Annotated in this window: 12 protein-coding genes; 7 read left to right on the plus strand and 5 right to left on the minus strand. The window is 57.9% G+C overall.

Annotation, left to right across the window (positions count from 1 at the left end):
- Both AC13D2_RS12680 and AC13D2_RS12685 read left to right on the plus strand, forming a co-directional pair.
- Positions 1-1,761 (plus strand): autotransporter assembly complex protein TamA, encoded by a 1,761-nt coding sequence (locus tag AC13D2_RS12680; RefSeq protein ID WP_482938723.1) that lies wholly within the window; start codon positions 1-3, stop codon positions 1,759-1,761.
- Positions 1,758-5,501, plus strand: a complete 3,744-nt coding sequence (locus AC13D2_RS12685) for a translocation/assembly module TamB domain-containing protein (RefSeq protein ID WP_482938724.1) — start codon at positions 1,758-1,760, stop codon at positions 5,499-5,501. The genes AC13D2_RS12680 and AC13D2_RS12685 overlap by 4 nt, the downstream gene beginning before the upstream one ends.
- A 20-nt stretch (positions 5,502-5,521) precedes the next feature.
- Here the strand turns inward: AC13D2_RS12685 and AC13D2_RS12690 are convergent, their stop codons facing one another.
- Positions 5,522-6,208 carry an SIMPL domain-containing protein gene (locus tag AC13D2_RS12690; protein ID WP_292047567.1) on the minus strand — a complete coding sequence of 229 codons (687 nt, stop codon included), beginning with the start codon at positions 6,206-6,208 and terminating at the stop codon, positions 5,522-5,524.
- Between the two features lie 12 nt (positions 6,209-6,220).
- Between AC13D2_RS12690 and AC13D2_RS12695 the strand changes: the two genes are divergently transcribed.
- Positions 6,221-6,421 (plus strand): hypothetical protein, encoded by a 201-nt coding sequence (locus AC13D2_RS12695; RefSeq protein WP_007155194.1) that lies wholly within the window; start codon positions 6,221-6,223, stop codon positions 6,419-6,421.
- On the opposite strand, the gene AC13D2_RS12700 is transcribed toward AC13D2_RS12695, so the two are convergent.
- Both AC13D2_RS12700 and AC13D2_RS12705 read right to left on the minus strand, forming a co-directional pair.
- Positions 6,406-7,170 carry a gamma-glutamyl-gamma-aminobutyrate hydrolase family protein gene (locus AC13D2_RS12700; RefSeq protein WP_300495412.1) on the minus strand — a complete coding sequence of 255 codons (765 nt, stop codon included), beginning with the start codon at positions 7,168-7,170 and terminating at the stop codon, positions 6,406-6,408. The genes AC13D2_RS12695 and AC13D2_RS12700 overlap by 16 nt on opposite strands.
- A complete protein-coding gene (locus AC13D2_RS12705) occupies positions 7,163-8,158 on the minus strand; it encodes an amidoligase family protein (RefSeq protein ID WP_421911041.1) in 996 nt (331 codons plus the stop codon). Before AC13D2_RS12705 ends, AC13D2_RS12700 begins: the two co-directional genes overlap by 8 nt.
- Positions 8,159-8,333: 175 nt before the next feature.
- Here AC13D2_RS12705 and lexA point away from each other — a divergent pair, with 175 nt between their 5' ends.
- Positions 8,334-8,942, plus strand: coding sequence for a transcriptional repressor LexA (gene lexA, locus AC13D2_RS12710; RefSeq protein ID WP_036204787.1), 609 nt, complete (start codon positions 8,334-8,336; stop codon positions 8,940-8,942).
- A gap of 87 nt (positions 8,943-9,029) precedes the next feature.
- Positions 9,030-9,518, plus strand: coding sequence for a cell division inhibitor SulA (locus tag AC13D2_RS12715; protein WP_482938725.1), 489 nt, complete (start codon positions 9,030-9,032; stop codon positions 9,516-9,518).
- A 3-nt stretch (positions 9,519-9,521) separates the two neighbouring features.
- Here AC13D2_RS12715 and AC13D2_RS12720 read toward each other — a convergent pair whose 3' ends face one another.
- Both AC13D2_RS12720 and AC13D2_RS12725 read right to left on the minus strand, forming a co-directional pair.
- Positions 9,522-9,782, minus strand: coding sequence for a hypothetical protein (locus AC13D2_RS12720; protein WP_292047576.1), 261 nt, complete (start codon positions 9,780-9,782; stop codon positions 9,522-9,524).
- A gap of 51 nt (positions 9,783-9,833) precedes the next feature.
- Positions 9,834-10,310, minus strand: coding sequence for a DUF6586 family protein (locus AC13D2_RS12725; protein ID WP_421911039.1), 477 nt, complete (start codon positions 10,308-10,310; stop codon positions 9,834-9,836).
- Between the two features lie 257 nt (positions 10,311-10,567).
- Here AC13D2_RS12725 and AC13D2_RS12730 point away from each other — a divergent pair, with 257 nt between their 5' ends.
- Positions 10,568-11,932, plus strand: a complete 1,365-nt coding sequence (locus tag AC13D2_RS12730; RefSeq protein ID WP_482938726.1) for a DUF1329 domain-containing protein — start codon at positions 10,568-10,570, stop codon at positions 11,930-11,932.
- Between the two features lie 66 nt (positions 11,933-11,998).
- Positions 11,999-12,325, plus strand: coding sequence for an SOS cell division inhibitor (locus AC13D2_RS12735; protein WP_288074816.1), 327 nt, complete (start codon positions 11,999-12,001; stop codon positions 12,323-12,325).
- Positions 12,326-12,396: the final 71 nt, after the last annotated feature.

Below are 12,396 nucleotides of genomic sequence, written 5' to 3' on the forward strand. Positions count from 1 at the left end.
ATGTGTTCCCACATTAGACTCCTGTTTCTCCGCACTGTCGGGATGGTTTGCCTGGCGATACTGGCAACGCCGGGATTGGTCTGGGCGCAACAGGTGGAGGTGAACGTGGAGGGCGACTATCCACAGCTTCAGAATAATGCGGAAGCCTTTCTGGGTGAGGTCGAGGGGCGTAGCGCTGGAAGCCTGAGGCGATACGCCAGCACCGCCGAAGCGCAAGTCGAAGAGGCACTCCGTGCGCTGGGCTACTACAGCCCGATGATTCAGTGGGAAGTGGTTGAGCAGCCCGGCGATGGCGAAACACCCGCTCGCCTGGTATTGACTGTGCAGCCCGGTGAACCCATTCGCGTTCGTTCCCGACAGGTGTCCATCGAAGGCCCAGCCAGTCGGGACCCCGATTTCGTGGGAACTCTGCCAGAAAAGCCCGCAGAGGGGGATGTGCTGAATCACGGCCAGTACAGCACTTTGCGCCAGACCATCCAGAACCGAGCCTCGCGATTGGGGTATTTTGATGGCGAGTTCACCACCCGCCGGCTGGAAGTCAACCCGGAACAGCGCACTGCAGATATCTCCCTGGTCTTTCGCAGTGGCGTGAGATATCGCCTGGGGGAGGTGAGTTTCAAGGAAGGGCATGGCTTCGAGGAACAGTTGCTTGAACAGTTCGTGCGCTTTGAGCCCGGTGAGATTTATCACGCCGACAAGGTGGCGAGGCTAAGCGGCGATCTCTCCAACAGCGGCTACTTTTCCGGTGTCGACATCGACGCTTCGCCTGGTAAAGCCGAGGAGGGCGTGATACCCCTATCGGTAGACCTGACCACTCGTCCTCCACGCTCCGTCGCCACCGGTGTTGGCTTCTCCACGGATGTGGGGCCGCGTTTCAGTGGCAACTGGCGGGAGCACTGGATCAACCCCATGGGCCATCGCCGAGGCGCGCAGACTGAGCTTTCGGTGCCGCGACAAAACGTGGGCGCCTGGTACGAACTGCCCCTTGATCCTCCCATGACAGACTCCATTCGCCTCTCCGCCGGTTATCAGCGGGAGGATATTGAGGACGTGGAGTCGGAGCTGCTTACCTTTGGCCAGCAGTGGAAACACCAGCTCGATAACGGCTGGTTGCAGGTTGCCTCGATCCGCTGGGAAGGTGAGCGTTTTCGCATCGGCAACGACGACCCCGAGCAGAGCAGCCTGTTGCTGCCCGGACTGGGGTATTCGAAACTACAGGCTGACTCCCCGTTGGATCCGTCCCGGGGATACCGTATTCAGTTCGATGTAACCGGCTCCCACCGTGCCGTCATCTCCGACGTGGATATTCTCCATGCCAATGTTCTGGTAAAGGGGCTCTACACCCTGGCGGACAACCACCGCTTCCTGTCCCGGTTCCAGTTTGGTGGCGTGGCCACCAATCGCTTCTCGGATGTGCCGCCGTCATTACGATTTTTTGCCGGTGGCGATCAGACGGTGCGGGGGTATGGCTATGAGACGCTGTCACCCCGGAACAGCGAGGATGTGGCCATTGGTGGTCGTTACCTGATGGTGGGCAGTGTCGAGTATCAGTACGAGTTTGCCGAAAACTGGCGGGTCGCGGCGTTTGTTGACGAAGGCAACGCCATGGATGACCTGTCGGACCCTCTGGCGACGGGTGCCGGCCTGGGCATTCGCTGGATCAGCCCGGTCGGGCCGCTGCGCCTGGACGTCGCCAAAGGCCTGGATCCTGAGTTTGGCGGTGAATGGCGCATTCACTTTTCCATGGGGCCGGAGTTATGAATGACGAAGCGAAAACTCCAACGCCAAAACGGTCAAAACGCCTGAGAAACGGGTTGTTGGTGGCACTGGCCGTTATCGTCCTGCTACCGCTGTTGATCGTGGGGCTGTTGGTGCTGGCGTTGCGCTCGGAAACCGGCACCGCCTGGGTGATTGACCAGGTTCCCGGCCTTGAGGTCGAGCAGGGGCATGGCTCGTTACTGGGGCAGTGGCAGGCAGCCTCCCTGACATGGCAAGGCTACGGTGTTGGGCTAGAGGTAGCGTCGCCGGTTGTTGACTGGTCGCCCACCTGCCTGTTCAACAAGCAACTCTGCCTTGAGCGGCTTCTGGCAGAGAGCATTGATCTGACGCTGCAGTCATCCGGTGAACCCAAACAAGACAGCGGCGATATCAGTCTACCCAGCGTTGATCTTCCATTGGGGTTGGTGGTTCGGGACGTGAATCTTGGCCCGTTTACGCTAAACGATGCCAAGGTCTGGGACCGACTCCGGGTCAAGGCTCAGGGTTCCGGTTCGGACTGGCACCTGCAGAACCTGGCCTTTGTCCGGGATGATATTAACCTCAATGCCTCCGGCAGAGTCCAGACCCGGGGCGACTGGCCGCTGGATCTGGAGGTTGGCCTGGTGCTTCCTCCCCCGTATGGCGCAGGTTGGCAATTCGCACTCAATCTGACCGGGAGCGCTGCTGACCTGAGAATAAAGGGCCAGAGCAGCGGTTATCTTGATGCCACGCTGGCTGGCCGGGTGGCGCCGCTGGACAGCGCCCTGCCGGCGGAACTGACCGTCCGTTCCAGCCGGTTCGTCCCGGCGGAGGGGTTACCGAAAACCCTGGTGCTGACAGACACCGTGGTTGCCCTGAAGGGCAGCCTTGAGAACGGTTTCCGCTCGGACTCCCGCACCGTGCTGCCCGGATCCACAGGTGATATCCCCGTGTCACTGAAGGGATTGGTGACCACCGAGGGCCTCAATGGGTTGGAACTCGCGCTGACCGGTCCCGGTACCACGGAGGTCGAGACGGGCCGTCTCCTGGTCACCGGTAACGTAAGCTGGGAGCAAGCGCTTCAGGCAGATGCCAAGGTAAGTCTCGACGCTTTTCCCTGGTACAGCCTGATTCCGGATTTTGAACAGCCGCCGGTCACCTTGCGCCAATTCAATGGCGACGTTCGATACCAGGGAGGCGCCTATCAGGCGAGCATTGACGCCAGTGTCAGCGGCCCCATGGGTGACGCTGATATGGCGGGGGATCTTGAAAGTGACCTGGAGTCCGTCACGCTGACCAACCTGCGAGTCAATACCGGCGCGGGTTTCCTTGGCGGCCGTGCGGACGTGGCGTTCGCTGATCAGTTGTCCTGGGATGCAAGCCTGACGCTGGACAGCTTTAACCCTGGCTTTTGGTTCCCCGCCCTTGAGGCGAGCCTCAGTGGCGACGTGGATACCAGCGGTCGTCTTCAGGAACAGGGGGCGCCCACGCTACAGGCCCAATGGGACGTTTCCGGAAATTGGCAGGCCAATGAGGCGCTGATACGGGGCGCGCTGAACAGTGACGCCGGCGAATGGACATTGTCGGACCTGGAGCTTGAGGTCGGGGACAACCGAGTGACAGGCCAGGGCCGCTGGGGGCAACAGCTTGACGGCAACCTGGAGTTGAACCTACCGGCGCCGGAAACCTTCCTGCCGGGGCTGGCGGGTTCGGTCAATGGTACTGCATCGGTTTCTGGCACCGTGGATCAACCCCAGGGCAAGGTAGCATTAACCGGCACCGACCTGGCATGGCAGGACCAGTTGAGCCTTGCCAGCCTGGACCTGACCGCCACGCTGCGCGAAGGATTCAACATCCAGGCGGATCTTCGGGGAACGGAAGCGCGTTATGGCGAACAGTTATTGGAAGAATTGTCGCTGGCGCTGACGGGAACCCGGGATGATCACCGACTCAGGCTCAACGCCCGCCACAAAGAGGCGGAATTGTCGCTGTTGCTGGCCGGGGACGCCTCGGAAAGCTGGAACGCCTGGGCAGGCGCGCTTGAGCAGGGGCAGATCAGTGTGCCAGCGCATAGTCAGCAGTGGACCCTGTCAGAGCCCGCAGCCCTTGAGTATACCGAAGCCGGTAGGCTCACGCTGGGGCAGCACTGCTGGCAATGGCAGCAGGCCTCTGTCTGTGCCGAGAACCAGACTCTGCTACCGACTCAAGACATCGCCTACCGCATTGAAAATTTTCCGACCACGGCGCTAGCCCCCCTGTTGCCGGCAGCCCTGCGTTGGGACGCAACATTGAACGCTGACCTGCAAATGGTCATGACGGAAGACGGGCCAGACGGCCAAGTATCCATCGACGCCGGTTCCGGCGAGTTTGAAGTGTTGGTGAGGGACGAATGGGAGAGCCTGAGCTACAACACGTTCACCACCCGCCTGAGCTTGAAGCCGAACGTGGCGGACTTGGACCTGCAGTTAGAGGGCCCCGATATTGGTAACCTCTCTGTCGGCATGTCGGTTGACCCGAATAGCGATGCCCGTGAAGTCGATGGGCAATTCAGCATCGAAGGGCTGGATATTGCCATGGCCGGTATATTTGCCGGGTTGGAAGTTGTTGAAGGGGAGCTCAACGGCGATGGGAGGTTGTCTGGGCCACTAATGAAGCCAGCGGTGAATGGCGAGCTAGCACTTTCAGGCGGCCACATTGCCGACCCACGGTTACCGATTCCACTAGAGGATCTGGTGATTAGCCTTGAACTGAGGGGTTATAGTGCGGATTTGTCCGGGCGCTGGCGTAGTAACGAACGTGGAACCGGCAACATAGAAGGGGCGTTGGCCTGGGAGGAGGAACCCTCGGTGGAGGTTCGGCTGACCGGTGACCGGTTGCCCTTTAGCTATGAGCCGTACGCCCAAGTGGAGTTGGTACCGGATATCACTATTGCCTATGAAGGTGGGAACCTGTCGATTTCCGGTAACCTGAACGTACCCCGGGGGACGATCGAAATCCGCGAGCTGCCCGCCCAGGCGGTTTCCGTATCCGAGGATGAGGTCGTCGTCGGCGCAGAAGAAGAGGAGGGTGGCCTACGCGCCCTGAATATGGACGTCACCGTGGTGGTGGGTGAAGATGAAGTGAGTTTCAGCGGCTTTGGTCTGACAGGCAACCTTGAGGGTACGCTGCGTATCGGCAACAATCTGGATACCAGGGGCGCCCTGCAACTGGTTGAAGGACGCTACGAAGCCTATGGGCAGGAACTTGATCTGCGTCGCGCGAGGCTGGTGTTTGTGGGCCCCCTGTCAGAACCGTATCTGGACATTGAGGCGGTGCGGACCGTGGATAATGTCGTGGCAGGCATCCGGCTCAGTGGCCCGGTCAGTTCGCCTCAGACGGAAGTCTTCTCTGAGCCCGAGATGCCCCAGACCGATGCGCTTTCTTATGTGATTCTGGGCCGTGCCCCCCAAAGTCGGGGTGACGAGGGCCAGATGAGTCGGGCGGCCATCTCTCTGGGGCTAACCCAAGCCAATAAGGTAACCCAGGGCATTGGCGAGGAATTCGGGATTCGTAACCTGACGCTTGAAGCGGAGGGTTCCGGCGATGAATCGGCTGTGGTGGCAAGCGGCTATCTGACGGACGAGTTGAGCATTCGCTATGGGGTCGGGATCTTCCAGCCGATTACCACCGTAGCGTTGCGCTACGACATCGGTCGGTATTTCTATCTTGAGGCTGCCAGTGGCCTGGCAGCCTCCCTGGATATTTTCTACACCCGAGATTTTTAAGCGGGGGGGGGGGGGGGGGGTTACTCCAGCTCAAAGGTCGCGCTTACCCGGGCCTCCAGTTCACGGGAACCGACCGCTGAGACAGCGTCCGAGGCGCCTCGCATTTCTGCCATCATTGGCATCGGGGGTTGATGACCACCATCGACGTTAATGGTCATTACCTCGCCGCACTGTTTGTCCAATTCTCGGGCAACAAATTCGCAGCGTGATTTTGCATCCGCAATGGCGCCCGCCAGGGCCTGTTTACGCAAACCGACTTCATCGGAATGAAAAAACTGGTGGGGGCCGACGTTGTAGTCCATACCCAGCGATTGCGCCTGCGCAAGAATCGGGTTGAGCAGCGAGAGGTCGTCGATGGTGAAGCTGACTGTTTGCGAGGCAACGGCCACTCGTCGTGGTTCGTCGTGACGCTCTGGCGATGGAATCGAACGGCTGTAAAGGTTCAACGAGGCGTCGCTGTAGGATTTGAGCCGGTCGCGGAAGTCTTCGATGCTCTCCCGCCACTTCTCCATTTGCTCGTTGACTTCCTCAGTGGCCGTCTCGGGAAGCTTGTGTTCGGCGCGGGCGGTGAACTGCAGCCGTGCGCTGTCTGGCGTATACTTGACTGAGGCCTGACCGCTCAGGCTGACTTCTGCTGCTGATGCGCCCAGGGGAAACACGATCAGGGCCGTGGAGGCCAGCAGGTATCGATGGACGTTGTGGAACATAGTTGGATCTCCATGTTATTGCACGAGAATCAGGTCAGGTTGACGCCCCGGGAGCGCGATATCCTGTTCAGGCTGACCGGGAGCGACCCCCATTATGTGACCACCCGCGAGCAACTGAAAGAGTGGGCGGCCCGTTATTTGACGGCGCTGCCCGACGACGCTCGGGAAATTCGTGAGATCAAGGCCGTGTTGCAGCGTTACCTGCCGTTTTGAGCCACATACCCATCGTCTTCCCCGGCTTCGACAGGTTCATCCAGCCGAACCAGTTTCCTGTCCTCCGCAGCCTGTACGAAATGGCTGAAAATCCGCCGATGGCCGCCGTGATAAAGCAGATATTCCGGGTGCCACTGGATGCCCATCAACCATTGCCCACGTGTATTCTCGATCGCTTGCACAAACGAGTCGTTGTCCACGGCGACAACGCGTAGATCCGTGCCCAGTTTTTTGATGCTCTGGCTGTGGATGCGGTTCGCGCCAATGACCGGGCTGCGCATCACCTGTCCCAGGCGGCTGTCACTGACGACCCGTACAGTCTGCAGCGGTAACAGTAACGGGCGATGGCGGGTGTTTACTCGCAGGGGCGTCACGTTCTGGCATAGAGACCCGCCGCGGAAAATATTGATGAACTGTGCACCACGGCAGATACCCAGTACCGGGATGTTCAGCTCTTCAGCACGGGACAGCAGGCGGACATCGGTTTCGTCACGGCGCAGGTCATACCGAGCGGTCACCTGGGGTGTCTGACCGTACCGTGAAGGATGCACGTGGGTGCCACCGGAGAGCACCAGGCCATCGAGCAGCGAGACGTCGACCTTTGACCCCGGGCGGATAAAATGGGTACGCGCGCCATGGAAGCGCAGTGCAAAGGTGATTAGCCGGTGGGCGAGACTGCGGCGTGCCGGGCCGCTGATGCCAATCGTAAGGCCCGGATGTTCTGGCTTTTCTACCGGACTTTCAGACATAGTTTCCGGACCGAAGCCACTGTTCAGACGTGTCTATCCAGCTGTGGGTCAGGTTATGGAGACTCAGTTTGCGACTGTTGCGAAACTCCGCAACCAGTATCGATAGATCGTCAACGTTGGCTACCAGTTGTTCCAGCACAATCCAGTCGTTCCACACCGTGGAAAAATGCCAGCCAGGGTTGTCAATGTCGCAGTCGGGCAGCCGGTAATGCAGTGTTGGTCGGCTTTTGATGCGTTCATCCTCAACGTATTCTGCCAGTAAATCGCTGTTCAGGTGTGCGAACAGCGGGAGAAGGTCCAGAGCCTTGTTCCGGGTAGGGTTGTAATGCAGGTAGTCCCGCATCAATTGCTCCATGTCCGGCGCATAATCCTCGGAAATCAGAAGGTCAATGTAGGTGCTGCTCCAGGGCTCAATGTAGCTGGTCAGCTTACGGCTGAAATCAATCTGGTGGCGAGCCTTCAGCCATTCATAGAGAGCAGCGAAGGCCTGTAGGTAGCGAACCAGCGTTGTGGCACTGAGGTCCGGTAGCTCCGGGTTCAATTGCAAACCAAAGGCGTAATAGAGCGCCTCCCGGCTGCCCAGTGCACCCGCTCTGCGCAGCTCATCGCAAAGTGTTTCTATGCGTTCCAGGTTGCTGAAAGCCAGCGGAGGGCTGACTATCTCCAGGGGCACGATCTTCTCGGCGGCAGCGTCGATCACACTCATGGCCTGACCGCCAAGTTCCCTGAAGGACTCGGGAAGACGCTCGTCTGCCAGATCAAGGTCTTTTATCGGGTCTGAGTCCAGTTCGATAGTGAAGTCGCCGAGTTCTGTTTCAACTTCGGAAACATAGCGCGCAACAGACTTTCCGGTGCCTCCCAGCAGTTTCGCGGACAGGGATACGAGATCTTCGTAACCGAGGCCGGACAACTCAATTTCAACGCCAACTCTGCGTTCCTTGCCGTCATCCGTTTTGAGGATGTCCGGTAATCTACATCTGTTGCTCATTCAGGCGCCCCCTAATTTGGTTGTGATCACTTTAACACAGTCCTGCGCCAGGGCGCGGTGGACGGCCACCCACTCCAGCTTAAGGAAAATTGCGTTTACAGGGTTTACACTGGATAAAACACTGTATATAGTCAAATCACTGTATATAAAAACAGGACTAACCGGGGCAACCTAAATGAAGCTGACAGCACGGCAGACACAGGTACTGGATATTATTCGTCGCTACCTTGACGAGACCGGGTATCCGCCGACCCGAGCGGAAATTGCCGCAGAACTTGGATTCCGTTCTGCCAATGCCGCAGAAGAACATCTGCGGGCGCTGGCCCGAAAAGGCGCGATCGAGATGGTGCCGGGAGCCAGCCGGGGAATACGTCTTCCCGATGTAGAGGCTGATCTTGGTTTGCCGGTGATCGGTCAGGTGGCGGCCGGTAGCCCCATACTGGCCCAGGAGCATATCGAAGACCATTGCACCCTGCAGCCTGAATTTTTCTCGCCCTCGGCGGATTATTTGCTCAGGGTACGCGGCATGAGCATGAAGGACATTGGCATCCTTGACGGCGACCTGTTGGCGGTGCACCGCACCCACGACGTGCACAACGGCCAGGTGGTTGTGGCGAGGGTAGGTGAGGAAGTCACGGTCAAACGGTTCCGCAAGGAAGGCTCGAAAGTGTACTTGATCGCCGAGAACGAGGAATTCGAACCCATAGAAGTGGATCTGACTGAACAGGAACTCTTCATTGAGGGGCTCGGGGTCGGTGTCATACGGCGCTCGGATCTTCACTGATACCCCAGGGTGTCAGGACATATTCCGGCTGTGTTTCGTTGGGTGTTGAACACCACGGGCGCAGCTTAACGGCAGGTGAGGCTTATCATGGAACAACTCAGCTTTAATCAGAATCTGGCCTATGCTCACGGAGGCGGCAGGTTTGTCGCTTCAGAGGTTGCCGGTATAAGCGGCCGTGATACTGTCAGGGCGCCTGCTGTCAGGAGCCGCCCAGCCAAACCGGCAGGCAATGTCACAGAGATCATTCTGCCCGAAGGGCAGGTTGAAAACTTCCAGCTATTGCTGCCTATGCTCACGCAGTTGAATCAGGAAAAGCGTTGGTTAGCCTGGATTGATCCGCCCCAAAGCCTTGTCAGTAAGTGGCAGACCATGCGCGGCATCGTTGCGGGCGAATTGTTGGTGTTGAGGTCCACTCCAGACTATCCGGCCGGGGAGCTTGCCGAGCGGGCGCTGAGCGCTGGCACCTGTCACGCAGTAGTCTTGTGGACCCACAAACTCGGACGTGAAGCGCTCGCGTCACTGGAACAAGCTTCGGCCCGGGGTAACAGCCATGGTGTGGTGCTGCGCCAGCGTTGATCGTCAGTGAAGTGTGTAGGAGGGCCGGATGTCCTGGGCGTCCGGCTCTTCGTCTTCCCAGTCAATATCATGGGCAACGTTACCGACCGCTTCAATGCCGGCTGCAATCATAGCCTTGGCAACGTTCATGTCCCGGTCTTCCATCATCTCCCTGGCTTCCGTCGAAAATGATATCTGCACCAGCGGCGCACTGTCGTCGTCGATACGACGAAGCGCATAGTCTCCGTTGCTCAGTTGTACGATTTCGAAAAACGATGGTGACATTAAGCTAGCCTTTCAGTTCATTCCCGTTGGCTTCGACAACGACGAGGTTCTTTACCACTCGCTGTGCCGATCCTCGAGGATATCGATAAAGTGTTTCATCGCGCCCAGAGTGGTTTCCAGGGCCTGTTTTGAGCGATCCGGGCCGGTGTCAGCTGCAACGGCAATCACGTTTTCACTGCTGACCGTTTTTCGCGCCATCGGCGGATTGCCCTGATGCCGCTCAAGTTGTTCGAGGTGATTCCACCAACTTCGCCCGTCACTGGCCAACTGATTCAGTTCGGCTATTTCCGGGCTGTGGGTTCCGATCAGCTCACCCAGTGCCTCAAGGCTATCAGGCTGGCTATGTTGGTGCTGATACATCCTGGCGATCATTACCAACACCAGTTTTCGAGCTCTGAGTCCCAGCTCAATGGTGCCTTGTAACAGCGCTTCTTTCGCTGGAACGCTGTTGCTGTTTTCCAGTTGCCCCAACAGGTTGCGAGCCAGGAATATTTTCTGGGAAACCAATGAGTGCCACTGTGACGCCATGGTAGTACCTGAGGGCAGTTCCACTGCTGTGCGATGAATTAATCGCCAACTATAACATTTTTCATTGTGAATTTCTCCTCCCCCGTTGGTTTGGCGGTTTTGACAAGAAACTACAAAGATTCACTTGAAACGGTTGTTTGAATTTGGCAAAAAGGCGCCCCGATTGAATAACATATGATCGCCTGTTGTTTCCTGCGTGGACATGCCAAACCGTGGATGACACATGGGTTGATCGGTTACCTTGGAGGTAGAAGGGAATGCGGAATCAATGGGAATGGATCGCAGGTTGTGCAGTGGCATTGTTTGGGTTGTCGGGAATTGCATTGGCAAAGGTCAGTGAATCCGAAGTTGAGCGGTTGGGCAGCGATCTGACGCCGGTTGGAGCCGAACGAGAGGGCAATACGTCTGGTAGCATTCCGGCTTGGACGGGCGGACTCACCAAACCGCCCGCTGATTGGGAGCAGGGAGAGGTGGAAATTAACCCGTTCCCCGACGACGAGCCCTTGTTTGTTATCACCGGCGACAATGTGGATCTGTACCGTGACAAGCTTACCGACGGACACGTTCGCATGCTTGAGCAGTACGGCCCGGGCTTTGTGATGCCGGTGTATCAGACCCGTCGAAGCGCGGCTTTCCCGGAAGATGTGTACGAAAAGTCCCGGGAAAATGCCCGCGGCGCGGAACTTCTGGCCAACGGTAACGGTGTACGTAACACCATTATGACCAGCCCCTTCCCGATTCCGAAGAATGGCCTCGAGGTGATCTGGAATCACATCCTGCGCTATCGCGGCGAGGAGCTTTCGTTCCGTAGCTCTTCAGCGACGCCCCAGGTGAATGGTTCCTATAACCAGGTTGTTAACCAGTACGATTATTTCTTCGCCTACAGCCGCCGTGGCACAAATCTCGCCGATATTGATAACAAGATTTTCTATCTGAAAACAGACACTATCGCGCCATCCAGTCTCGCGGGCACCATCACTCTGGTTCATGAGACCCTGGACCAGATTCGCTCGCCCCGGCTGGCTTGGCGATACGATGCCGGCTCAAGGCGACTGCGCCGGTCACCGAACCTGGCCTATGAAACCGATCTTCCGAACTCGTCATCGCTGCGCTCAGTGGACCAGAAAGACATGTACAACGGCGCCCCGAACCAGTATGACTGGGAGTTAAAAGGCAAGCGGGAAATCTTCGTCCCCTACAATGCCTACAAACTTCACGGCGCTGATGTCCAGCCGGATGATGTCATTCGGCCCCAGCACATCAACCAGGAGTTGGCCCGATATGAGCTGCATCGGGTATGGGTTGTCGAAGCGAAGCTGCGGACTGGTATCAGCCATATCTATTCCCGTCGGGTGTTCTACGTCGACGAAGATAGCTGGCAGATTCTTGCGACGGAGGAGTACGACGGCAACGATCAGCTCTGGCGAGTGTCTGAAGCTCACAATATCAGCTATTACAGTGAGCCGGTATTCTGGACTACCATGGAGATGACTTACGATCTGAGCGCTCAGCGCTACTACATTGATGGTCTGGATAACGACTTCCCAGCCTATGACTTCGAGCCTGGCTTCCGTGGCAATCAGTTCTCTGCCTCGGCGGCTCGCAGAGCAGCCCGCCGCTGATGACCGGCAGCCCCGGGCCGGTTGAGGCACGGGGCGCTATCGGCCCGTTTTCAAGGAGAGGCAACTATGTCGGTACCGGAACAGCTTGAGGCAGTGGATACCCTGGTTGAACACCTGAAGACCGCGCTTGCGGAGAAGAACTGGGACGAGCTGTCCCGTCTGAATGACCTGGTCAAACCAACGATCGAGCCGGTGATGGCGGCCCTTGAGGCCGGTGAGCTGAGCCCTGAGCCGGTCAGGGAGCGGTTGGCAGCTCTGCAGACATTCTGTGATCGTGCCAATATTTCGGCAAATGAAGCCAAGGCGGAAGCTCAGAAAGCGCTCAAAGGGGTGAATCAGAACCGCAGCGCTGCAAAAGCCTATCAAAACGTCTCGTTAAATCGCCCGAAATAGCGTCATAAAATTGACTCGAGCGCACTTACAGTCTTAAATACCGCACAAATCCCCGCAAGAGATTCGTTTGG

This window comes from Marinobacter sp. B-12 (genome assembly GCF_056857915.1).